The 22,909-nt window shown below is 44.3% G+C and carries 21 protein-coding genes; 14 read left to right on the forward strand and 7 right to left on the reverse strand.

The features are described 5' to 3' along the window. The first annotated feature begins 108 nt into the window (after positions 1-108). The 4 genes from H9L11_RS11285 to H9L11_RS11300 all read left to right on the forward strand — a co-directional run bounded on the left by H9L11_RS11285 (position 109) and on the right by H9L11_RS11300 (position 7,049). Positions 109-3,486 (forward strand): AraC family transcriptional regulator, encoded by a 3,378-nt coding sequence (locus H9L11_RS11285; protein WP_205390758.1) that lies wholly within the window; start codon positions 109-111, stop codon positions 3,484-3,486. An 832-nt stretch (positions 3,487-4,318) separates the two neighbouring features. Beyond that, complete coding sequence (locus H9L11_RS11290) at positions 4,319-4,546, forward strand: FeoA family protein (protein WP_005382190.1); 228 nt, start codon at positions 4,319-4,321, stop codon at positions 4,544-4,546. Further along, positions 4,546-6,822: a Fe(2+) transporter permease subunit FeoB gene (gene feoB, locus H9L11_RS11295; RefSeq protein ID WP_205390759.1), complete on the forward strand. Its 2,277-nt coding sequence runs from the start codon at positions 4,546-4,548 to the stop codon at positions 6,820-6,822. The genes H9L11_RS11290 and feoB overlap by 1 nt, the downstream gene beginning before the upstream one ends. After that, entirely contained in the window at positions 6,819-7,049 is a 231-nt protein-coding gene (locus H9L11_RS11300) for a FeoC-like transcriptional regulator (protein WP_005382192.1), read from the forward strand. The genes feoB and H9L11_RS11300 overlap by 4 nt, the downstream gene beginning before the upstream one ends. Positions 7,050-7,157: 108 nt before the next feature. Here H9L11_RS11300 and H9L11_RS11305 read toward each other — a convergent pair whose 3' ends face one another. From H9L11_RS11305 to argS, 3 genes are all read right to left on the reverse strand, one after another. Then, positions 7,158-7,679 carry a YqhA family protein gene (locus H9L11_RS11305; RefSeq protein WP_005382193.1) on the reverse strand — a complete coding sequence of 174 codons (522 nt, stop codon included), beginning with the start codon at positions 7,677-7,679 and terminating at the stop codon, positions 7,158-7,160. Between the two features lie 150 nt (positions 7,680-7,829). Further along, positions 7,830-8,258, reverse strand: coding sequence for an HIT domain-containing protein (locus H9L11_RS11310; protein WP_005382194.1), 429 nt, complete (start codon positions 8,256-8,258; stop codon positions 7,830-7,832). A gap of 124 nt (positions 8,259-8,382) precedes the next feature. Beyond that, positions 8,383-10,116 (reverse strand): arginine--tRNA ligase, encoded by a 1,734-nt coding sequence (gene argS / locus H9L11_RS11315; RefSeq protein ID WP_025517318.1) that lies wholly within the window; start codon positions 10,114-10,116, stop codon positions 8,383-8,385. 220 nt (positions 10,117-10,336) lie between these two features. Between argS and H9L11_RS11320 the strand changes: the two genes are divergently transcribed. Further along, the gene (locus H9L11_RS11320; RefSeq protein WP_017634806.1) at positions 10,337-10,936 is read left to right on the forward strand and encodes a VOC family protein; all 600 of its coding nucleotides are present in this window, start codon (positions 10,337-10,339) and stop codon (positions 10,934-10,936) included. A 74-nt stretch (positions 10,937-11,010) separates the two neighbouring features. Here H9L11_RS11320 and purU read toward each other — a convergent pair whose 3' ends face one another. Then, positions 11,011-11,844 carry a formyltetrahydrofolate deformylase gene (gene purU / locus H9L11_RS11325; protein ID WP_005382206.1) on the reverse strand — a complete coding sequence of 278 codons (834 nt, stop codon included), beginning with the start codon at positions 11,842-11,844 and terminating at the stop codon, positions 11,011-11,013. A gap of 218 nt (positions 11,845-12,062) precedes the next feature. Between purU and H9L11_RS11330 the strand changes: the two genes are divergently transcribed. The 7 genes from H9L11_RS11330 (at position 12,063) to rnd (ending at position 19,556) form a co-directional block, all read left to right on the forward strand. After that, on the forward strand, positions 12,063-14,003 hold the full coding sequence (locus H9L11_RS11330) for an ATP-dependent DNA helicase (protein ID WP_025766979.1): 1,941 nt from the start codon (positions 12,063-12,065) through the stop codon (positions 14,001-14,003). A 29-nt stretch (positions 14,004-14,032) separates the two neighbouring features. Continuing rightward, on the forward strand, positions 14,033-14,734 hold the full coding sequence (tsaB, locus tag H9L11_RS11335) for a tRNA (adenosine(37)-N6)-threonylcarbamoyltransferase complex dimerization subunit type 1 TsaB (protein WP_017819943.1): 702 nt from the start codon (positions 14,033-14,035) through the stop codon (positions 14,732-14,734). Positions 14,735-14,794: 60 nt separating this feature from the next. Then, complete coding sequence (locus H9L11_RS11340; protein WP_017819942.1) at positions 14,795-15,100, forward strand: hypothetical protein; 306 nt, start codon at positions 14,795-14,797, stop codon at positions 15,098-15,100. Positions 15,101-15,141: 41 nt separating this feature from the next. Further along, the gene (locus H9L11_RS11345; RefSeq protein WP_054578017.1) at positions 15,142-15,699 is read left to right on the forward strand and encodes a Slp family lipoprotein; all 558 of its coding nucleotides are present in this window, start codon (positions 15,142-15,144) and stop codon (positions 15,697-15,699) included. A 6-nt stretch (positions 15,700-15,705) separates the two neighbouring features. Next, the gene (locus tag H9L11_RS11350; RefSeq protein ID WP_005382215.1) at positions 15,706-16,560 is read left to right on the forward strand and encodes an alpha/beta hydrolase; all 855 of its coding nucleotides are present in this window, start codon (positions 15,706-15,708) and stop codon (positions 16,558-16,560) included. A gap of 106 nt (positions 16,561-16,666) precedes the next feature. Next, positions 16,667-18,358, forward strand: a complete 1,692-nt coding sequence (gene fadD, locus H9L11_RS11355; RefSeq protein ID WP_005382216.1) for a long-chain-fatty-acid--CoA ligase FadD — start codon at positions 16,667-16,669, stop codon at positions 18,356-18,358. 79 nt (positions 18,359-18,437) lie between these two features. Then, positions 18,438-19,556, forward strand: a complete 1,119-nt coding sequence (rnd, locus tag H9L11_RS11360) for a ribonuclease D (protein ID WP_031777213.1) — start codon at positions 18,438-18,440, stop codon at positions 19,554-19,556. Positions 19,557-19,633: 77 nt separating this feature from the next. Here the strand turns inward: rnd and minE are convergent, their stop codons facing one another. From minE to minC, 3 genes are read right to left on the reverse strand one after another with little or no spacing between them, the layout of a single operon-like run. Then, positions 19,634-19,897 (reverse strand): cell division topological specificity factor MinE, encoded by a 264-nt coding sequence (gene minE / locus H9L11_RS11365; RefSeq protein WP_005388332.1) that lies wholly within the window; start codon positions 19,895-19,897, stop codon positions 19,634-19,636. 2 nt (positions 19,898-19,899) lie between these two features. Next, positions 19,900-20,712, reverse strand: coding sequence for a septum site-determining protein MinD (minD, locus tag H9L11_RS11370; RefSeq protein ID WP_005388331.1), 813 nt, complete (start codon positions 20,710-20,712; stop codon positions 19,900-19,902). A 17-nt stretch (positions 20,713-20,729) separates the two neighbouring features. After that, complete coding sequence (gene minC, locus H9L11_RS11375; RefSeq protein ID WP_005382304.1) at positions 20,730-21,392, reverse strand: septum site-determining protein MinC; 663 nt, start codon at positions 21,390-21,392, stop codon at positions 20,730-20,732. A gap of 197 nt (positions 21,393-21,589) precedes the next feature. Between minC and H9L11_RS11380 the strand changes: the two genes are divergently transcribed. Next, positions 21,590-21,871, forward strand: a complete 282-nt coding sequence (locus tag H9L11_RS11380; protein WP_005382303.1) for a YcgL domain-containing protein — start codon at positions 21,590-21,592, stop codon at positions 21,869-21,871. 48 nt (positions 21,872-21,919) lie between these two features. Beyond that, entirely contained in the window at positions 21,920-22,891 is a 972-nt protein-coding gene (locus H9L11_RS11385; protein ID WP_042523173.1) for a lytic murein transglycosylase, read from the forward strand. Positions 22,892-22,909 lie beyond the last annotated feature (18 nt).

A 22,909-nucleotide genomic window follows, 5' to 3' on the forward strand; every position in this document is an offset into this window, starting at 1 on the left:
AGATATCATTACCAATAATTATCAGCTCAAAATAACCGTATAAATCCATGTTTTACAAACGATGAACGGTCACTTTCAGAGCACAAATTGATACAAAAGGTTTTCGTCTTGCTACGCCAATTAGCCCTTGCTCTGTTGGGCTTTATCTTATCCTACCAAGCATTTGCGCTTCATAATGCAAATGCAATCTTTTACCCTTTGCCAACTCAGGCAAAGGGTACTTTTATCGCGGCTAAAAAGTTGTTCTTGGGTGAAAAGGGCGGTTTGTGGATTCATGACGTACACGGGAGAGTCCTGTTTTACGATGGTCAAACTATATTGCCTAAATCAGGTAGCTTCCTACAAACGTCGGCCAAGCAGTTGGCTTATCATAAAGGTGCTTTTTGGACCTTTATTGAAAATGAGGTCTATCGAACTTATCCAAATCAGGAGCGACGTTTAGTCTTTAGTTTAAATCCAGGCTCACAAATAAGAAAAATAGGGTCTTCAAAGAACTATATTTGGGTGAGTGATGGCGCGCATTTCTATACCTACAATATCGACACTAGCGAGTTAAACTCTTTCTCTCTATTGCAGCTCTATCAACATAGTAATAATAGCTACGTTTACATTAATGATGCGGTGCTAGTTGAAACGAAGTGGGCACTAGCAACGACTTCCGGCTTCTATCTTTCTGAAGGTGATAAGTTTGACCATGTCGCTGCCTCAGGTCAAAACTACATTGAGAAAGTCTATTATTCACACACGCGAAGAGAAATTTTGATAGGTACATTGCGTGGCGCTTTAATTTTCAACATTTACCAGCCTGATAAAGAAGTGATTAGAATTGGCGGCTCACATGTTTTGACATTCGCAGAGACAAATCAAGAGTATTGGGTGGGGACAGAGCATGGCCTTTATTTGTACTCATTTTTTTCAGGTGAGGTCACCGAAGTCGCGCCTGCAAGCTTTCTTGAGTTAGAGTTAGATAACACGAAGATTTATTCGTTGTTGAGCGACAATATGGGAGGGATGTGGATTGCGACTAACCAAGGTATTCGTTATTACTCGCTATTTAGTAAAAAATTTGAACGAGTGACCTTTAGTAGTTATGACTCACACACCCTATCAGGACGAATTCGGCAAACTATCGAAGGTCCTGATGGTGCGCTTTGGTTTGCTGATGACCGAAAGATTTATCGTTCAGGAAAGAGTGGGATTAACCAAGTCTTAGAGTTGGAGTCGCAGATCAATGAATTTGCGTTTCAAAACGGCATGCTTTGGCTTGCAACCTCAAAAGGGCTGGAAATATTTGAGCTAAATGGTCTCAACAAGATTACATTTCCTTATTTACAGGTTATGGCTGGACATGCCGTAGAGCATGTGACCGTTGATGGTGATGACCGTCTTTGGGTATCAAGCGGATACCATCTTTACAATGTTGATACTGCTGCACAAAGCGTACGAAACTTTGGAAGTGAGTGGCTAGTAAGTCAGTATTTGCCTGCTAAGGTTACGCGCCTATATGATACTGAAGACGCCCTATTAATAGGCACCGATCATGGCGTATACCAATACAGTAATGACAACATCCAGTTTATCCGTTTTTCAGAAAAGTTTGGTGAATCATTAGACATGACCACGGCGGTTGATGGCAGCCAGTGGTTTGCTTCATCTTATGGTGTGTTTAAAACTGATACACGAAGCGATGAAAAACGTGTTGTTGAAATGAGTGAGCCCAACGCCAGACCTGCTTGCTTGATCAGAGACAGGCAAGGTGTATGGTTAGCTTCCTCTGTCGGTTTAAGCTATTACCACCTTTCGGGTGAGTTAGTGAAACATTACTCATCGTCATCAGGCTTAATGAACAATGAGTTCCTCCCTGGTATTTGTAGCGTTATACAGCAGACAGAAATTGGTGAGCGAGAGCTTGTTCTGGGGTCGAAGTACGGACTCGTAAAAGCAGAAGCATCCAAGCTGCTTGTATCTAATCCCCCAGAGTCTAAGTTTATTGTTAGCCAAGTAGTGCTTGAAAATGAAGTTCTGCAAGTTGGTAGTGCCGATCTGAATGGGCTCACACTGCCATATGGATCTTCGCTGAGTTTTTTATTCGGTGTGATGCCAAAACCAGACAGTCAAAATTTGTACTATCGATTGAACAACAATGACCCATGGCAAACGTTAGAGGGGGGCCAACTGACACTCGAGCACCTTAGTTCCGGTGAATATCACTTGCAGGTCAGTAATGAGTCTCAAGTTGCCACTGGAGTCGTTGGTTTAGAATCTCACTTTATCGTCCTTCATCCTTGGTATCTATCGCGATTTGCTATTTTAGGCTTTGTCGTAGCTAGTATTGCGGTCGTCGCATTACTTGTTTTCTGGCGCTCTCGCTACGTTGTACAGGCTAACCGTGATCTAGCAGCTCAAGTGACTCTCAAAACGAATCAGTTAAGACATCAAAGTAGAGTGTTGCTTACGAGCAACCAGCAATTACGTAAACAGATTCAAGTTAGAAACCTACTCGTAGACCATGTAGCTCTATCCATAAAATCAAGCGTCGACTTTATTGTGGCGAAACTACCTATGCCTCTGGATACTGCGACAGAGGATCATTTGGCTAAAACGAATTGGCAGTTAAATGAACTCAAAAGTGTTCCAAGTGATGTAAGTGGTGGGAGTCAGAACTACAACTTGAGTCAGATAACTCAGTCAGTGGTTGATGTATGGCAAGATGACTTTGCAAAAGCGGGTATTTTGGTAGAGCTAGAAGATGAGAGCAAGCAGAGCCGGGTTGCTCTGGAAAGTTTTAATCTTGATGTTATTTTCAATAGCATTTTTGCCAATATCATCAAGCGCTCTTTCCGAGGTCAAACGGTTAGAATTATGCTAGAAGAGGGACATGATATTGTGTCATTGAGCTTTCTTGATTACGGGACGCAATTACCTAATAAAGTCGCGACTGGGCTTCCATCTAACTTAAATCACTCTGAGTTGAGTATTGACCACCTTGCCCAACTAGTGACAACGAGTGGTGGTTATTTGGCTGTCTTCTCTTCTGATGCTCAAAACAAAGTCGAGATTACATGGCCATCTGCGAAGGAAAGGAGTTATCTGGATGAACCGCAGCAAGAACTCAATCCTGTAACTATTGCAGAAGATCAAGTCACACCAGAGAAAGAGTGGTTGCAAAAAGTCTATCAATTAGTGGCAGAGCATTACCATGATCCTGAATTTGGCACTGCGTCAGCCGCTAAAATGCTGTATATGTCTGAACGCTCTTTACAGAGACGTTTTAAATCTGCCTCGTCAAGAACGTTAAAAGACTATGTCACAGAGGTTCGTTTGGAAACGGCGTGTGAAAAGTTATTGGCGGGTGAGAAAATCAGTGAAGTCGCCTTTAACTGTGGCTTTAATGATCCATCTTACTTTAGCCAAAAGTTTAAGCTGCATTTTGGTTTGCCCCCTTCCAAGTTTGCTCTGACTCAAGAAAGCCAAGAAATTAACTAGAAAACCTTCATTATACGCTCCCTAATTAATAGTTAAGATGCTGGGGAGCTGCATACAGTGCTCTATTATTGCTGCAGTTGCTAACGCAGTAAGTTTCATTGTTTCTTCATCACATCTAGCCTACAAATCCATTCTCAACACGTAAGCACGATCACGTTCTATCTGTTAGTCGCGATGTTCATAGCAATAAGCATAAATGGCTTCAAGAGAATGATTTACTGATAGTTGCAACAAATAAATGACAGTTGTATTGCTGTATCAAAAGAGCGTTGTTCATTTGGGGGAGTGATGGCATGCGACATTCGTGAAAACGAAAACTGTGTTGAAAAGATGGATAAGGTAAAGAAGTTTTGAAAGAGGTGAAAAAAATATCGTGGTATAGCCGGGGGGACTATACCACGGGTGTCAAGGACACCTTCGCTTGCTGCCGGAGTGACATGTTGCCATGCCACCTCTGGAATTTATTAGAGAGGTTGCCCTCTCGATGGAGTAACTATACGAGAGGTTACTTATTTTTCTTATAAAAATAACGCCATGTTTATATGAGAAAAGCGACAACGTTTTGTTTTTTAATTAACCCACTGTTTTAATTTGCATTTTTTGTTTTCTATCTTGGTTTGTGACATTTTTGTTTCGTTAGGTGTCATTTTTAATTGTTAATTTTGACGTAAATAACGAGAGGAAATTTACGAAGTTAACGTTTGAAAGCGTGAAAACATTTACGGAATCTTTGATTTCACACAAGGATTGAAGGGGTATAGGGGAGTAATATTGGCAACCTAAACTTATTAAATAATAATATTTCTCATTAGCAATACTCTTAAGGGCCACTATGAAGTTATCAGAGATTAATCCTGGCGATACGGTGACGATTCGGTTGTTAGATGGTCTTTCATCAGATATCAGAAAGAAACTCATGGTAATGGGGCTGCTTCCCAATACAGAAGTCAAAGTGATTCGACGTGCGCCAATGGGCGATCCTTTACAAGTCGAAGTCCGTGGTGTGTCTGTCGCATTGCGAGAAACAATTGCTCAGAAAATTGAAGTGGAGCGAGTGTAATGCAATATCAAGTGCTAACCGTAGGTAACCCTAATAGTGGTAAAACGACGCTATTTAATGGTTTAACTGGCGCAAAACAGCAAGTTGGTAACTGGGCAGGCGTCACGGTTGAAAAGAAAACGGGACAATTCAAGCATGCTGGGGATGAGTTTTTGCTCACTGACCTTCCGGGTATTTACTCATTAGACAGTGGTAATGATAGTAATAGTATTGATGAATCCATCGCATCGCGTGCGGTTCTAACTCATCCTGCTGATCTCATTATTAACGTGGTGGATGCTACAAGTTTAGAGCGCAGCTTATACATGACGCTGCAACTTCGCGAACTTGGTCGCCCTATGATTGTTGTCCTCAACAAGATGGATGCGCTAAAGCGTGAACGTCAGATGATTAACGTTGCAGAGCTTGAGAAAACGTTAGGTTGTCCGGTTGTCAGTTTATCTGCAACCAATAAAACTCAAGTGGCAGAGTTTAAAGAAAAGCTCCATAAATCCATCGTTCAAGGAGTGCCACTTAAAGAATTGTCTTTGCATTATGGTGAGAAGATGGAGTCGGCAATTCAAACGGTTTCCGCACTTTTTAACGACCAAACCGTCGCTCATCGTGCACTAGCGATTCGTGCGCTTGAAAAAGACACAATGGTGCTCAATAGTCTTTCTGATATTGATAGAAGCAAAGTCTTGGAAGTCATTACGACGTTAGATTTGGATATCGATTTGCATGTCGCGGATACTAAGTACACGCATCTGCATGAACAGTGTAAAAAAGTTCGCCGAAGCGAAGGCAAGTTAAGTCGTAGTGTGACTGAAAGACTCGACCAGTTTATTTTGAACAAGTGGATTGGAACTCCTTTCTTCTTTGTTGTTATGTACCTGATGTTTATGTTCTCGATTAACATCGGTAGTGCATTTATCGACTTTTTTGACATTGGTGTGGGCGCATTGTTGGTTGATGGTGGGCATCACTTGTTAGACGGTCATTTGCCTGTGTGGTTAGTGACGGTTCTTGCTGATGGTATCGGTGGTGGTATCCAGACGGTTGCAACCTTCATTCCGGTTATCGCGTGTTTGTACCTGTTCCTAGCGGTACTTGAGAGCTCAGGTTACATGGCTCGTGCAGCATTCGTACTAGATAAAGTGATGCAGAAGATCGGCCTACCGGGCAAAGCATTTGTACCGTTGGTTCTTGGTTTTGGCTGTAACGTTCCGTCAATCATGGCAACTCGTACTCTAGACCAAGAACGTGAGCGTAAACTGGCTGCATCTATGGCGCCATTTATGTCATGTGGTGCTCGTCTGCCTGTATACGCGCTATTCGCTGCGGCATTCTTCCCAGGTTCTGGCCAGAACATTGTATTCGCACTTTACCTACTTGGTATTGTGGCAGCGATCTTCACAGGTCTTTTCCTTAAGCACACGCTTTACCCAGGTAGCAGCGATAGCCTAGTGATGGAAATGCCAGATTACGAGCTTCCGACGCTACAAAACGTGGTGATCAAAACTTGGCAAAAGCTAAAGCGCTTTGTACTTGGTGCAGGTAAAACCATCGTTATCGTTGTTGCTATTCTGAGTTTCTTCAACTCATTGGGTACTGATGGCAGTTTTGGTAATGAAGACAGCGAAAACTCGGTGCTTTCTAAAGCTGCGCAAGTTGTAACTCCAGTATTCGCGCCAATCGGTGTTCAAGAAGATAACTGGCCAGCGACGGTAGGTATCATTACTGGTATCTTCGCAAAAGAGGCGGTAGTTGGTACGCTTAACAGTCTATACACGACGCCAAGTGACGGTGAAGACGCAGAATTTGATCTAATGGGCAGCCTAGAAGAGGCAGTAATGAGTATCCCTGAAAACTTAGCCGGTTTGAGCTACTCAGATCCACTAGGTATTGAAGTGGGTGACTTAACTGACTCAAATGCCGTTGCCGAAGAACAAGAAGTCGATGCTTCTATCTTCGGTAACATTAAATCGCAGTTTGCTTCTGGCAATGCCGCATTTGCTTACCTAATCTTTATCCTACTGTACACTCCTTGTGTGGCGGCGATGGGTGCTTACGTACGTGAGTTTGGTCATAAGTTCGCACGCTTTATCGCGGTTTGGACAATGGGCTTGGCTTACCTATGTGCGACGTTCTACAACCAATTGACGCATTTCGCAGATAGCCCAGTAACAAGTGGTATTTGGATGGCTGTGATCGTAGCTATCTTCTTTGGCACATACCGTGTGTTCAAACAAGTTGGTAAGAAACAAAACGGTGCATTAGAGGCGCAAGTAGCATGATTTTAAAAGAGCTTTATCAATACATTGCAGACAAAGGAACCGTCTCCCAGTCAGATCTGGCTAAACAGTTTGGGATGAGTGAAGATGGCGCCGACGCGATGTTAAACGTGTGGATTAAGAAGGGCAAAATTAGCCGCCTAGTCGACACTAATAAAGCTCATGACGTGACTCGTGTTCGCTACTCAGTGACTAAACAAGATGGTTTGTCTCTGACAGTCACCATGTAGCGACTATCAAAATTAGTCACCTAAAAATTATCACGTAAAAACGACAAAGCCGCATCAGCAATGATGCGGCTTTTATTTTGCTGGTTATTGTTTGTGAATACAGCGAAATTAATGTTCTTCAGAGTGTTTAGTCGCGCCTAACTCTAGGAACTTTAAACCAAGACTTAAAACTAAAATCGAAATAGGTAATGTTAAGATCGTCCAATCTAAGCTGTCGAAGTTAATCAGCACGAGCTCTAAGAACTTCACAAACAAGATCACGATGATGACTTCAGCCAAAATGTTTTTTAGATGGCCGATGTTTGGGGTTCTGATCCAATGCAAAACCGACTGCTCTTGTGTTTTCGCTTTAGCTTTGTTGGAAATAAATAGTGTGTAGATGCCGTGAGCAAAGATGAACAAAACTAGTGCGACAAGAAACGTATCCAGTGACTTGATCAAATAAGCGATCGCGATGTCTGCTTTATCTAAATGTGCGAGTGCTTCTGGAGGTGTTTGATTGAGAATGAAGACCGCAAATGCCGAATAGGTTTTTGCTGCACCCATAAGAAAAAGCAAGAATGAAGCAGCCATAGAACAGATAATGGCGATCCAGCTGACGTATCGGAATGTGTTGAAGACTTGTTTCATGATGACCCTCTCTAACTGAGCTGGTAGTCTAAACAAGTTTTATTTTAGTGATAATCCCAGAAAAATGAGAAAGATTGTTACAAATACGTATTAATCTTTCTCTGTCTATTTCAGCCGTATTCAAAGGCGAGTTATTTTCGCTAGCAGTGCTTATGCTTTTTGGAAAATAGAACTCAGTGACAGCACATTTTTAATGCGACCAAGCAATTCGTTTTGCTCTTCTTCTGTACGGAATTCACCTTTGGTGTTACCCCAAACCGGTCCCGGCCATGCTACGTCATCTTTGAAGCGAGCAATATGGTGAATGTGCAGCTGTGGCACCATATTACCTAGCGCACCAAGGTTTAGCTTGTCTGGACGGAATGTTGCTTCCAGTGCTTGGCTTACCGCTTGAGACTCTAGCAAAAACTGTTGCTGTTCTTGCATTGGCAAGTGGTGAAGCTCTTTTAGGTTTGCACGTTTAGGGACCAAGATAACCCATGGCACGGCGTTATCTTTATGCAGAAGCGCCACACACAGTGGGAAGTGGCCGATAACGGTGGTGTCTTTTGCCAGTTGAGGGTGCAGTTCAAAACTCATTATGTTGTCCGATTTGAATTGAATGACATCAGTATACGCCAGATAAAACAAAAGGTTGACGCTTTCACGTCAACCTTTGTCATCATTTAGCTTGTGCTACTTAAGCTACCTACGTAAAAGCGGATTACATACGCTCTAGAGTATCAATACCTAGTAGAGACAGACCTTGCTTGATGGTCTTCGCTGTTAGCGCAGCTAGTTTCAGACGGCTTTGTTTCACAGCTTCGTCTTCAGCAACTAGGATAGGGCACGCTTCGTAGAAACTAGAGAACTGACCTGCTAGTTCGAATAGGTAGCTACACATGATGTGCGGTTGGCCTTCGCGAGCGACAGATTGAACCGCTTCTTCGAACTGCATAAGTTTAGCAATAAGTGCTTTCTCTTTCTCATCAGTGATTTTGATGTCGCCTTGGAGAGCGTCCATAGCAACACCAGCTTTAGCGAAAATAGAAGCTACGCGAGTGTATGCATATTGCATGTATGGTGCTGTGTTACCTTCAAACGCTAACATGTTGTCCCAATCGAACACGTAGTCAGTCGTACGGTGTTTAGATAAGTCAGAGTATTTAACCGCTGCCATTGCAACTGTTTTAGAGATCTTCTCTTTTTCTTCCGCATCTAGCTCAGGGTTTTTAGATTCGATCAGTTGTGCTGCACGAACTTCTGCTTCATCTAGAAGGTCGGCAAGGCGAACGGTACCACCCGCACGAGTCTTGAATGGCTTACCATCTTTACCAAGCATCATGCCGAACGCGTGGTGCTCAAGAGATACTGACTCAGGTACGTAGCCTGCTTTACGAACAATTGTCCAAGCTTGCATTAGGTGCTGGTGTTGACGTGAGTCGATGAAGTAAAGCACACGGTCTGCGCTTAGCTCTTCATAACGATATTTTGCACATGCGATGTCTGTTGTTGTGTATAGGAAACCGCCATCGCGTTTTTGAACGATAACGCCCATTGGTTCGCCATCTTTGTTCTTGTATTCATCTAGGAATACAACTTGCGCGCCATCATCTTCAACGGCAAGACCTTGTTCTTTTAGGTCTGCAACGATCTTAGGAAGCATGTCGTTGTACATGCTCTCGCCCATCACGTCGTCACGAGTCAGTGACACGTTTAGACGGTCGTAGTTGCGCTGGTTTTGGATCATGGTTACATCAACGAGTTTTTTCCACATTTCTGCACAGTACTCGTCACCGCTTTGCAGTTTTACCACGTAGTTTCGCGCCTTTACTGCGAACTCTTCATCTTCATCGTACAGCTTTTTCGATTCGCGGTAGAAGCCTTCAAGGTCCGCAAGTTCCATAGAAACTTCGCCAGACTCTTGTTGTACACGCTCAAGGTTTGCGATAAGCATACCGAACTGAGTACCCCAGTCGCCGATGTGGTTCGCACGGATCACTTTGTGACCTAGGAACTCAAGAGTACGTACTACCGCATCACCGATGATGGTTGAACGTAGGTGACCAACGTGCATTTCTTTAGCAACGTTTGGTGCAGAGTAGTCGGCAACGATAGTTTGAGCTTCGTCTGCTGCAACGCCAAGACGTGAGTCAGCCAGTGCTGCTTCCGCTTGTTTTGCTAGGAACTCTTCGCTTAGGAAAATGTTGATGAAACCAGGACCAGCGATTTCTGTCTTGCTTGCAATACCATCTAGGTCTAGAACATCCAGTACTTTCTGTGCAAATTCTCGTGGGTTAGTACCCAGTTTTTTAGCAACGCCCATTACGCCGTTTGCTTGGTAGTCACCAAATTGTGGCTTTGCTGATTGGCGTACTGCCGCAGGACTGCCTGCAGGTGCGCCAGCGGCTTCTAGAGCCTGAGATACTTTGTCATTAATAAGTGCTTGGATATTCACACGCGTTTCCTTCAATTCAAGGACGAAGAACTCGGCGAAGTAAGTGCCGAGTTCTGTTGGAGTTCACAAAAATGGGGCTAATGATAACAACTTTATTGCTTTTCATACAGAGAGGAATTGGGGAAATTTATACTTTTTCGATTGAATGGAAATGTGGTTTGGTTTGAGTTTACTATTGCGCTCAGAGTAATGAGATAAATCGCCCCAAAAGAGAGCCACAATGACGACTCAACTAGTTGAAAAACGCCTAGCGCCTAAATTGATGATCCAAGATCTGGATGCATTTATGGCGAAGATTGAAGAGCTTGCATCCCTGTTAAAACTGGATCTGAGCTTTGCTCAAGCTGACCATATTGCGCTGCGAATTAATGATACTGAAACAGCAAAAGCCGCGCATGAAGCATGGAATCAATACGGTAAGGTGATTTCACAAGCGAAAATCAACGGTCGCCCAATCATCGTTATCGAATTCGATAAAGCGTTGGAAAGTCGTGGCTGGAAGATTGAGTGTCTGGAACTGCCATACCCTGCGGAAGGCAAAATCTACTCAACTGAAAGCTGGGAACATGTGGAGTTTGTTATTCCGTCTCATGCCGAAACTGCAGACGAGTTTCTTGCTGATTTGAAACACACTTACCCAGCGTTTGGGGCGCGTTTTAATGAGTTGGAAGAGCTGGGTGTGAAGATCAAACTGTCGAGCCCGAAAGGGGATGGCGAACGCTTGAACAACCCAACGGTGGCGTTTAAGTACCAAGACATTTGTATCAAACTGCACCCGCATTCACTTAAGCGTATTGTGGAGTCTGAGCAGGCTGAATAAGCAAGTTTTGAACGACTAGAAAGAAGAAAGGTTTGCAAATGAGCAACCCTTTCTTTCATTCAAAAGCGATGAACTTAAAGGATCACTGTCTTATTCCCATAAACAAAGACGTGGTCATTGATCACTTTATTCAAAGCCTTACTCAATACGTTCTTCTCTACATCGCGTCCCGCTTGCGCCATATCTTGGGCATTGAATGTATGGTCGACAGGAATTACGTCTTGCTTGATGATCGGCCCTTCATCTAAATCATTAGTCACGAAGTGTGCTGTTGCACCGATGATTTTCACACCGCGATCGTAAGCTTGTTGATATGGCTTCGCGCCAATAAAAGCAGGTAAGAAGCTGTGATGAATATTAATGATTTTGTGGTGATATTTCTCAACAAACGTCGGCGTTAATACGCGCATGTATTTAGCTAGCACCAAAAAGTCAGCATCGTATTGATCGATCACTTCTAGCATCTTCTGCTCGTGTTCTTCACGGCTAAGGTTTTCATGGGTCACATGGTGGTAAGGAATGTCGAAGCGTTCAGTGAGAGTTTGCAGTTTGTCGTAATTCCCCACCACAGCGGCGATCTCAACATCTAGGCTTCCATCGTAGGTTTTCATCAGAATATCGCCTAAACAATGCGCTTCTTTTGTGACGAGAATGACGATGCGCTTACGGCGAGAGCCAACCAATTTACGCTTAGCACCTTGCGGGAGAGCTTGGTCCAAGTCGGCAAGAAACGTTTGATCGTTGAAGTACCCCTCCAACTCCGTTCTCATGAAAAAGTGGCCACTGGTATTATCAACAAATTCGTTATTGTGAACGATGTTGAGTTGGTGCTTGTAACAGATATTAGTAATTTTCGAGATGAGACCCGGGGCGTCAGAACAGTGGGTCAACAGTGTTTTCTTTTCCATAAATCAGGTACTTCCATGCATTAATATTTTAGCGTACGAATTTGTTATTATTCCCTGGCGGGTGTAACTGTACTGCCATGTTTCACCATAAATAATCTATTCTTACGTTGGTTTCAACAAAATATCCGCGTGTCGCCGCAAGCTGGTCAGATTGTGGGCTGATGTCACTCCTATTCCTCTGATATACTCTCGATAATTTTTCAAACTCAATACCAAGCATGATCGCAAAAACTTTTTCCTCTGATGGCGCGTTAGGTAAGGCCATTCCTGGCTTTCAAGCTCGTCAGCCACAAATCGATATGGCGGAAGCCGTCAGCAGTGCGATCAAAGATCAAACCCAGTTGGTGGTGGAGGCAGGAACCGGAACCGGTAAGACCTTCGCATACCTAGTCCCTGCGCTGTTGAGCGGTAAAAAAGTGATCATCAGTACAGGCTCGAAAAACTTGCAAGAGCAGTTGTACCATCGTGACTTACCGCTCATGGTCAATGCGCTTGGTTTTTATGGCCAAGTGGCGTTATTAAAAGGGCGTTCTAATTATCTGTGTTTGGATCGTTTGAGCCGCCAAATGGTCGAAAGCCACACTAATGAATCTGACCCGACGTTATTAACTCAACTGGTTAAAGTGCGTACTTGGTCATCAGAAACCAAAACAGGTGACCTTGGTGATTGCGATGATCTGCCAGAAGACAGCATGATCATTCCGACTATCACCTCAACCAATGATAACTGTTTAGGTAAAGAGTGTCCGAGCTACACCGATTGCTTTGTATTGAAAGCGCGTAAGCGAGCCATGGATTCCGACATTGTTGTGGTGAACCATCACTTATTTCTTGCTGATTTAGCGATCAAAGAGACAGGATTTGGTGAACTGATTCCAGAAGCCGATGTGTTTATTTTTGATGAAGCTCATCAGTTGCCAGATATTGCGAGCGAATATTTCGGCCAGTCAGTTTCAAGCCGCCAAATTCACGATCTTGCCAAAGACATTGAAATAGCCTATCGCACCGAAGCCAAAGATATGCGTCAATTGCAAAAAGTGGGCGACAAACTCATGCAAAGCGCAATGGACATGCGGATTGTATTGGGTGAGCCAGGCTTTCGTGGCAACTGGCGTGAGGCGTTGCAATCAGGTTCTATTAAGCGAGAATTATTGCGCTTAACTGACAGCCTCGAATTGGCGATTGATGTACTCAAAATAGCCTTAGGGCGCAGTCAATTACTGGATACCGCCTTTGAACGAGCAAATTTGATCAAAGGCCGTATCGACCGGGTATGTGATGTCGATATTACCGGTTACTCATACTGGTACGATACCTCGCCTCGTCATTTCGCTCTGCACATTACGCCTCTTTCTGTCGCGGACAAGTTCCATGAGCAAATAGAGATTAAACAAGGCGCTTGGATTTTCACGTCAGCAACCCTAGCCGTATCGGGCGATTTCAAGCACTTTACTGAGCGCCTTGGCCTCAAGCCTACAAAGCAATTTTCTCTGCCGTCCCCCTTTGATTATCAAAAGCAAGCGCGCCTTTGTGTGCCAAGGTATTTGCCAGAGCCAAACAGTAACGGCTTAGCGGATAAGTTAGTCCGAATGCTTGCTCCGGTGATTGAAGAAAATGATGGTCGCTGCTTCTTTTTATGTACCTCGCACAGCATGATGCGTGAACTAGGTGAGAAGTTCCGAGAAGTACTTGAGCTGCCTGTGTTAATGCAAGGGGAGATGAGTAAGCAGAAAACCTTGGCGGAGTTTATGGAACTGGGTAACGCTTTACTCGTGGCGACGGGCGCTTTCTGGGAAGGGATTGATGTTAGAGGTGATGCGCTGAGCTGTGTTATTATCGACAAATTACCGTTTACCGCCCCTGACGATCCGTTACTCAAAGCCCGTATCGAGGATTGTCGATTACGTGGCGGTGAACCATTTGCTGAAGTACAAATCCCGGATGCAGTGATTACGTTAAAGCAGGGAGTCGGGCGATTAATTCGAGATCAGAAGGATCACGGTGCGTTGATCATTTGTGATAATCGCCTCGTCACGCGAGACTATGGTGGTATTTTCCTCGGAAGTCTACCACCTATCCCAAGGACGCGAGACTTAGATGGAATCAAAGCATTCCTGAAAGCAGAACAATCTGTCACAGACGCAAGTGCTGAGGCATAACCCAATAAATGAGAGTTGTAGAGAGTTAAATGAGCGCAAAAATTCTTGCTATCGATACAGCGACTGAAAACTGTTCAGTTGCGTTGTTGGCTAATGATCAAGTGATTTCACGTAGCGCGGTTGCACCACGCGATCACACCAAAAAAGTACTGCCAATGGTTGATGAAGTACTCAAAGAAGCTGGCCTGACTCTACAAGAGCTGGATGCGTTAGCGTTTGGACGTGGTCCAGGTAGCTTTACTGGCGTTCGTATCGGTATTGGTATCGCACAAGGTTTGGCGTTCGGTGCTGACTTACCTATGATCGGCGTTTCAACGCTGGCTGCAATGGCTCAAGGTAGCTATCGCTTACATGGTGTGACCGATGTCGCTGTGGCTATTGACGCACGTATGGGTGAAGTTTACTGGGCACGTTACACTCGCCAAGCAAACGGTGAGTGGGCAGAGATGGATGCAGAGTGCGTAATTCCACCAGCACGTCTCGTTGAAGAAGCACAAGCAGACGACAAAACGTGGACGACAGCAGGTACTGGTTGGGATGCTTACCAAGAAGTATTAGCAGACCTACCGTTTAATTTGACGCATAGTGACGTTCTGTACCCTGATTCACAAGACATCGTGATTCTTGCTGAACAAGAATTTAAAAAGGGTAATACCGTGCCGGTCGAAGATTCGAGCCCTGTTTATTTACGTGATAATGTGACATGGAAAAAACTTCCTGGTCGCGAATAGTCCGTTTTTCATTAACCTGACAAAAAGCAGGGCGTTTGCCCTGTATTTTTATGGAGTGCTATGGCGTCGATTAATGGCTTGCCTCCTTCTTTGATTCCCGGTGCAAATCGCACTCATAAAGCCAGTCAAAAGAAGCAGGTAAATAAATCACAAACAAAGCAGCCTGTAGGTCAGCCTTCAAAGGTTGCTAACGCCGTGGCGCACTCCATAAAACACGTGGATGAGTCCCAAATTCACCGAGCTCAAGTGCAATATGACCTTCCTGAAGGGGGCGCACGTAAAGCAATGGAGCAGTACATGGATGTCATGAATCGAGCTAAAAAAGAGGAACTGGCTCAATTACTTGGTGTCGATATTTACGTGTGAGATCTCCCCAGCTTGGGGTTACTAATATTGAAAGGTGGTTTATGAAGGTTTTTGGACGGTTTTTTCTCGCATTATTTGCTACGGTTGGTTTGTCTGCGTGTAGCTCTTTGCCAGAGGAGCTAAATGCAAGCACAGCATTGGTCGTTACAGACTATAAAGCGTTTGCTGAGTCTCAGGGGCAAGTGAGTGAAGATGTTCGCCTTGGTGGAATCATCGCTAAAGTGGATAACTTTAAAGATAAAACGCGTCTAGAGATTGTAAACCTTCCTATCAGTGAGTCTGGTAAACCTGATATTGATGAAGAGCCTACGGGGCGTTTTGTCGCCTATTTTGATGGCTATTTAGAGCCTGTCGCCTTTAGTGAAGGCCGTTTGGTGACGGTTGTAGGCAAAGGAGCAGGGGAAGAAGAAGGAAAGATCGGTGAGCACGGTTACATCTTCCCGGTAATTAAGGGGGAAGGGTACCGTTTATGGAAAATTGAAGAACGTGTACGCATGTATGACTCGCCAACCTACTTTTACCCATGTTACTCGATTAACTGCCGCATGTGGCGTAATGATTTCCCGCAAGACGGTAAAGTGATAAAACAGGTCAAATAATCTGCGATGCATGAGCGTCAATTCGAGCTTCCTGCCGGCAAAATGGCAGCCCTTGAGATAGGGAACGAGAAAACGGCTGACTTGTCAGTCGTTTTTCTTCATGGGTGGTTAGATAATGCGGGCAGCTTTAAAGCGCTCATGGAGCAGTTGAATCAACTTAATCCTCACTTACACCTCCTCGCCATCGATCATTTTGGTCACGGTTTATCGAGTCATAAATCTCACGATAATTATTACCCCTTTCACGACTATATTGCCGATTTGTATCAGTTTTTGGACGAATTATCACCAAACAGACTGATATTAGTAGGGCATTCACTTGGTGCTTTAATCGCAAGTTGCTATAGTGCAGCGTTTCCAGAGCAGGTCGAAGCTCTTGTGCAAATTGAGGGAGCAGGACCTCTTCATGAGGATCCTACTAACAGTTTGCCTCGTCTTCGCGATGGCGTTTTAAGTCGAATAAGACAGCAAAACAAGCCAGAGCGAGCCATTGCCTCCTTCGATCTGGCGTTAAAATTACGCATGCAAGCCAACCAATTAACCGCTGAGCAACTTCTACCGATAGTCGAGCGTGGAACAGAGCAGCGAGGAGATAAATGGTATTGGCGGCATGACGCCAAGTTAAAATGTGCGTCGCTTTACCGAATGGCGCAAGCGCATGCTAACTCGATTACCAGCCAAATACGTTGTCCTCATTTGATTGTATTAGGCGATCAAGGATTTCAGAATTTACCATCTAACCAAGCTGATTGGGGAGAGAATCCACCGCAAGTGGTTTCTGTCAAGGGTGGTCATCACTGTCATTTAGAGCAAATACTCGAGGTCGCAACGCGAATTCTTGGTGTAGTTAACAAAATTTAAACAAGTGTTTGAGAGTTGCGTGCTCAAGCACGTTCGCTGTGCTGTAATAGCTTTCAAAATAAAAAGGACGCTATTTTTTAGCCAGTTATAAACGAGGAGTAACATCGTGGATAAACCATGGCTTTCACGTTATCCAAGTGACGTACCTGAAACCATTAATCCAGAGCAATATGAGTCTTTGGTAGAAATGTTTGAACAGTCTGTACAAAAATATGCAGACCAACCAGCATTCATGAACATGGGCTCGGTTATGACCTTCCGTAAATTGGAAGAGCGTAGTCGCGCATTCGCAGCGTATCTGCAAAACGAGTTAAAACTGCAAAAGGGTGACCGCGTTGCTCTGATGATGCCAAACTTACTGCAATACCCAGTAGCATTATTTGGTATTTTGCGTGCAGGTTGTATCGCCGTAAACGTTAACCCACTTTACACTCCTCGTGAACTTGAACACCAATTGAATGACTCAGGTGCGACGACGATTGTGATTGTGTCTAACTTTGCGAATACGCTAGAACAAATCGTCGATAAAACACCAGTCAAACACGTGGTGTTAACCAGTCTTGGTCAAATGCTGCCACGAGCGAAAGGTACGATTGTCGATTTTGTCGTGAAGTACGTTAAGGGCATGGTGCCTAAGTACGATTTACCTGGTGCTATCTCAATGCGTCAGGCTCTACGTAAAGGTCGTCGTCTACAATACGTTAAACCGTTTATGTCTGGGGATGACATTGCATTCCTGCAATATACGGGGGGGACGACAGGTGTCGCGAAAGGTGCGATTCTGACTCATCGCAACATGATTGCGAACGTTCTACAGGCAAAAGGCGCGTACGGACCGGTTTTATCTCCGGGGCGTGAATTAGTCGTAACAGCGTTACCGCTGTATCACGTATTTGCTCTTACCGTAAACTGTCTGCTGTTTGTCGAAATGGGTGGTCGTAACTTACTTATTACCAACCCTAGAGATATTCCAGGGTTCGTGAAAGAGCTACAAAAGCATCCGTTTACTGCGATTACGGGCGTGAATACCTTATTTAATGCATTGGTCAACAATGAAGATTTCCACGAGTTGGATTTCAGTAATCTACGTTTAGCCGTTGGCGGCGGCATGGCAGTGCAGCGCTCAGTGGCAGAAAGATGGCAAAAGACCACGGGTTGCTATTTGCTCGAAGGTTACGGTCTAACAGAGTGTTCTCCGTTGGTGGCGGCATATCCGCATGATCTTGTTGAATACAATGGCTCTATTGGTCTGCCGGTACCATCAACAGAAGTTCGTATCGTGGACGAAGAAGGCAACGCTCTTGCGAATACTGAAACTGGTGAACTTCAAGTTCGTGGTCCTCAGGTTATGCAAGGTTACTGGCAACGACCTGAAGCAACGAAAGATACGATTAACGAAGACGGCTGGCTATCAACTGGCGACATCGTTAAGTTCGATGACGAAGGCTTCCTGCATATCGTTGACCGTAAGAAAGACATGATCTTAGTATCAGGCTTTAATGTTTACCCGAACGAAATTGAAGACGTTGTAGCACTACACGGCAAAGTACTTGAAGTTGCTGCTATTGGTCAGCCGCATGAAGTGTCTGGTGAATTAGTGAAGATTTATGTCGTGAAACGCGATCCGAGCTTGACCAAAGACGAAGTGATCGCGCATTGTCGAGAACACTTAACTGGCTACAAAGTTCCGAAGTTGGTTGAGTTCCGCGAAGACTTACCTAAAACCAATGTCGGTAAGATCTTGCGTCGTGTTTTACGCGAAGAGAATGACGCTGAACTTGCGAAGAAAAGCGCATAAGCCGATTTCGTCGAGTCGAGAGATTTAAAAAATGATAGAATGCCAGCGTTTTGCTGGCATTTTTTATAGCGAGAAGTATGTGAACTATCAAATTATTACTAAAAACAAAGACCTAGAAGAGGTTTGCACTCATGCCCGAGAGGCAGACGTAGTGATGCTGGATACTGAATTCGTTCGTATTCGCACTTTCTACCCGCAGTTAGGTCTGATTCAGCTTTTCGATGGTAATCGCCTCTCGCTGATTGATCCGACTGAATTAACGGATATGACGCCGTTTGTAGCGCTATTAAAAGATACTTCTGTGCTAAAAGTGCTGCACGCATGTGGTGAAGATTTAGAAGTTTTCCAAAACGCTTTTGGTTGTACACCATTCCCTATGGTAGATACGCAGCTGATGGCGGCTTTCCTCGGTCACGGTCTATCGACAGGCTTCGCATCGCTGGTGGAAGAATATTTAGGCGTAGAGCTCGACAAAAGTGAATCACGTACCGACTGGATGGCTCGTCCACTGACACAAAAGCAATTAGATTATGCTGCCGCAGATGTTCATTACTTGTTACCGTTATACGAAAAGCTGTTCGATAAGGTGACGCAAGCAGGTTGGTGGGAAGCTGTACAGCAAGAAAGTGATTTACTCGTTTCGAAACGTATTCGCGTAACCAATGAAGAGAATGCCTACCTTGATATTAAGGGCGCTTGGCAATTAAAACCTTCTGAGCTGGCGATTTTAAAGCCATTGGCGACGTGGCGTTATCGTGAAGCAATCAAACGAGATTTAGCGCTGAACTTTATCTTCAAAGAAGGTGATCTATTAACGGTCGCTCGTCTTGGTTTAACGAACTTTAAGAAGATGGAAGCAGAAGATATTGATATCCGAGCGATTAACCGCCATGGCGCGAAGATTGCCGCGATTGTTAAACAAGCGAAGCAAACACCTTCTGAAGAGTATCCTGCGAAAATTGAGCGTTTAATGGACTATCCGGGTTACAAGCAGGTCTTCAAAAATATGAAAGACTTGGTGAAATCGGCTTCGCAGAAGTCAGGTTTAGCCACGGAGTTCCTTGCCTCTAAAAAGCAGATCAATCAGTTGATCAGTTGGGTTTGGAAAAAAGATCGTGACCCAGAAGTATTGCCTGATTTGATGCAAGGGTGGCGTTTGGATTTACTCGGCGACAAGATGAACAAAGCATTAAAGTAATGAAAGATGAAAAAGGTTGGCCTCGATGCCAACCTTTTTCGTTCTAATTAGAGCATTCGTCTTGCGAGAGAAACTGATTACTTTTCTTCGTCTGGTAGCTTCACATTCAGCTCAAGAACTGAGATATCGTCGTCTTTGTGCTCAAATGTTAAGTCAACCATATTTGGATCAATTGCCACGTACTTGCTGATCACCTTCAAGATGTCTTCTTTTAATTGAGGCAAGTAAGACGGCGCAGGATCATTTTGGCTGCGGCGCTCTGCGACAATGATTTGCAAACGCTCTTTAGCTAGATTCGCAGAAGTTTTCTTCTGTGGACGGAAAAATTCTAATAATGACATGTCTAGCCTCCAAAGAGTCGTTTAAAGAGTCCTTTCTTCTCCTCAGTAAGGAAACGAAATTCAACCTGATTGCCTAATAAGCGATCAACGGTGTCAGAATAAGCCATACCCGCATCGGTGTTATCGTCAAAAGTGACTGGCACACCTTTGTTTGACGCGTTAAGCACGGCTTGGCTTTCTGGAATCACGCCCAGTAGTGGAATATGTAAGATCTCCTCTACGTCTTCAACGCTTAGCATTTCGCCTTGAGTGACGCGAGATGGGTTGTAGCGAGTCAGTAGAAGGTGCTGTTTTACTGGCTCTAGCCCTTGTTCTGCACGCAGTGACTTGGAATCTAAAATACCGAGAATGCGGTCAGAGTCACGCACAGAAGAGACTTCTGGGTTCGTTGTGACAATGGCTTCATCGGCATAGTACAAGGCCATTAACGCGCCTTGCTCGATACCTGCTGGTGAATCACAAATAATGAAATCAAAGCCCATTTCATCAAGTTCGCCGAATACGCGCTGAACACCATCTTTTGTCAGTGCGTCTTTATCACGAGTTTGAGAAGCAGGAAGAATAAATAGGTTGTCCGTGCGCTTATCTTTGATCAGAGCTTGGTTTAATGTCGCTTCGCCGTTAATGACGTTCACAAAGTCATACACGACGCGGCGCTCACAGCCCATGATTAGATCGAGGTTACGCAAACCGATGTCAAAATCGATCACCGCGGTCTTTTTTCCCTTAAGAGCTAGACCAGAGGCGATGGCTGCGCTTGAAGTGGTTTTACCAACGCCACCTTTACCAGACGTTACTACAATAATGCGTGCCATTTTTTTTCCTTTTTAGATTAAATCGCGAGAACTTCTAAATGTAATGATTCATCGGCTTTACTGATCATTACTTTCTTTTGCCAGTACTCGCTTTCAATTTGATCGCTTAACCAGTAGTCACCCGCAATGGATACCAGTTCTGCTTGTAAATCGTGGCAAATAATACGCGCTTCCTGCTGACCACTTGCTCCTGCAATCGCACGACCTCGAAGTGTGCCATGGATATGAATAGAGCCGTCAGCAATGACTTCAGCACCTGCACTTACGTGCGCTAGCACCACCAAATCACCATCTTTTGCGTAGATCTGTTGTCCTGAGCGGACAGGCGTACGAACTACTTTCGTTGGTGCCATTTTGGCAGGTGCTTGGCTTGGCGATTTGCTCGCCGACATAATGGCGAAGCCAGCTTCGGAAGCAAGGTTTTGTACACGCTTGTCTTTACAGCCCGTTACACCGACCGGAATAAAACCGGCATCTGAGATGCCTTGTTTAAGCTTAGGGAAATCAATGTCGCCTTGTACTTTTGCTATATTGATTACCAAAGGCGCGGATGCAAAAAAAGAAGGTGCTTGAGAAACTTTTTCTTGCAAAAATTCGACAGTCTTTGCGATCTCATTGTCAGAAAGGTGTAAAACTGACAATGTAAAACTGCTACCTTTAAGGTCTGGTGAATGGGTCATCGTGGACTTCTTGCCTTTATTGAAAGAGCGTTGCCTTAAACTAGGTATGTCATGTTATATTTCATCCTTTGACGCAGCAAGTTCTCTCGTGGGCAAATAGGTGAATTAATCTCAAATTTGCTATTAAGTTTGCGAGAATTTGACGTTTTCAACCTAATCCGCACTCAACGCGGCTAAATCAGCATAAAAGGCGTGTCATGCTTTGTTCTATTTATAAAAGCTCGAAAAAAGAAGGTACTTATCTCTATATTCCGAAAAAGGATGATTTTTCACAGGTTCCTGACACCTTAATGCAGATGTTCGGTAAGCCTATCGCTGTCATGACGATTAAACTTGATGGCCGTAAATTGGCACAAGTTGATATCGAAAAAGTGAAGGCTTCATTACAAAATGATGGCTTCTTTCTTCAGGTTCCACCGCCGCCGGAGAACCTATTAGAAAAGTACAAAGAACAAAAAGCCCAGCAGAAAGGCGAATAACGTCATCGTTTTTCATCTGGGATTTCTGCCTTGCTCAAGGAGGGCAATATGAAAAAGATACTGGCTACCATGCTTAGCGTTGGTATGTGTACCTCGGCTTTTGCAAGTAGCGAGGGTTTTGATGAATACTTGAATAAGCTGCGTGCTGAAGCTCGTGATAAAGGTATCTCAGAGCAGGTCATTAGTGCTGCTTTTGCTAATGTTGAGTACAAGCCCCGAGCAGTAAAAGCGGACCGAAACCAACCAGAAAAGAAACTGACATTGGATGAGTACATTCCTCGCGCGGTGCCTGAATGGAAGGTGAAGCAAGCCAGACAACTCTACACAGAGCATTACACTGAGCTAAAGCGTATAGGCGATGAGTACGGTGTCCACCCGCGCTTTATTGTGGCACTTTGGGGAGTTGAAAGTAACTTTGGTAAGTTTACCGGCAACTTTAAAGTGATTGATGCACTATCCACAATGGCATTTGAAGGCCGTCGTGAAGAGTTTTTCCGGAAAGAGACCATGTCGGCACTTCAGATCCTCGATCAAGGCCATATTGAGCTAGAGAACTTTAAAGGCTCATGGGCTGGTGCGATGGGTCAATGCCAGTTTATGCCAAGCTCTTTCCTTCGTTTTGCTGCTGACGGCAACGGTGATGGTAAAAAAGACATATGGCAATCTGAAGCGGACGTGTTTGCATCAACCGCTAACTATTTGAGCAAGTCTGGTTGGGATGATAAATATACTTGGGGTCGCCAAGTTAAGGTTCCTAAAAATATTGATCGCAGCCTAGAAGGGCGCACGGCTGAAAAAGGCAAATACCTTCAAGAGTGGAGCCAATTAGGTATCACAAAATATGACGGTAGCCCGTTGCCAAAACTGGATGAAGACATCAAAGCATGGTTGATCATGCCGGACGACGAGAATGGTCGTACTTATCTGGTTTACAATAACTACAACGTATTGATGAAGTGGAACCGCTCTTACTACTTCGCACTTGCTGTGAGTCACTTGGCTGACCGCATTAAATACTGATCTGCCATCAAACAATTT

The organism is Vibrio sp. sp1 (assembly GCF_016920955.1).
Classification (GTDB): domain Bacteria; phylum Pseudomonadota; class Gammaproteobacteria; order Enterobacterales; family Vibrionaceae; genus Vibrio; species Vibrio alginolyticus.

What these genes read in the sequence shown, in the direction of transcription:
- H9L11_RS11290 (WP_005382190.1), top strand. Translation starts at nt 4,319, where the DNA reads ATGAAGTTATCAGAGATTAATCCTGGCGATACGGTGACGATTCGGTTG.
- feoB (WP_205390759.1), top strand. Translation starts at nt 4,546, where the DNA reads ATGCAATATCAAGTGCTAACCGTAGGTAACCCTAATAGTGGTAAAACG.
- H9L11_RS11300 (WP_005382192.1), top strand. Translation starts at nt 6,819, where the DNA reads ATGATTTTAAAAGAGCTTTATCAATACATTGCAGACAAAGGAACCGTC.
- H9L11_RS11305 (WP_005382193.1), bottom strand. Translation starts at nt 7,679, where the DNA reads ATGAAACAAGTCTTCAACACATTCCGATACGTCAGCTGGATCGCCATT.
- H9L11_RS11310 (WP_005382194.1), bottom strand. Translation starts at nt 8,258, where the DNA reads ATGAGTTTTGAACTGCACCCTCAACTGGCAAAAGACACCACCGTTATC.
- H9L11_RS11320 (WP_017634806.1), top strand. Translation starts at nt 10,337, where the DNA reads ATGACGACTCAACTAGTTGAAAAACGCCTAGCGCCTAAATTGATGATC.
- purU (WP_005382206.1), bottom strand. Translation starts at nt 11,844, where the DNA reads ATGGAAAAGAAAACACTGTTGACCCACTGTTCTGACGCCCCGGGTCTC.
- H9L11_RS11330 (WP_025766979.1), top strand. Translation starts at nt 12,063, where the DNA reads ATGATCGCAAAAACTTTTTCCTCTGATGGCGCGTTAGGTAAGGCCATT.
- tsaB (WP_017819943.1), top strand. Translation starts at nt 14,033, where the DNA reads ATGAGCGCAAAAATTCTTGCTATCGATACAGCGACTGAAAACTGTTCA.
- H9L11_RS11340 (WP_017819942.1), top strand. Translation starts at nt 14,795, where the DNA reads ATGGCGTCGATTAATGGCTTGCCTCCTTCTTTGATTCCCGGTGCAAAT.
- H9L11_RS11345 (WP_054578017.1), top strand. Translation starts at nt 15,142, where the DNA reads ATGAAGGTTTTTGGACGGTTTTTTCTCGCATTATTTGCTACGGTTGGT.
- H9L11_RS11350 (WP_005382215.1), top strand. Translation starts at nt 15,706, where the DNA reads ATGCATGAGCGTCAATTCGAGCTTCCTGCCGGCAAAATGGCAGCCCTT.
- minE (WP_005388332.1), bottom strand. Translation starts at nt 19,897, where the DNA reads ATGTCATTATTAGAATTTTTCCGTCCACAGAAGAAAACTTCTGCGAAT.
- minD (WP_005388331.1), bottom strand. Translation starts at nt 20,712, where the DNA reads ATGGCACGCATTATTGTAGTAACGTCTGGTAAAGGTGGCGTTGGTAAA.
- minC (WP_005382304.1), bottom strand. Translation starts at nt 21,392, where the DNA reads ATGACCCATTCACCAGACCTTAAAGGTAGCAGTTTTACATTGTCAGTT.
- H9L11_RS11380 (WP_005382303.1), top strand. Translation starts at nt 21,590, where the DNA reads ATGCTTTGTTCTATTTATAAAAGCTCGAAAAAAGAAGGTACTTATCTC.
- H9L11_RS11385 (WP_042523173.1), top strand. Translation starts at nt 21,920, where the DNA reads ATGAAAAAGATACTGGCTACCATGCTTAGCGTTGGTATGTGTACCTCG.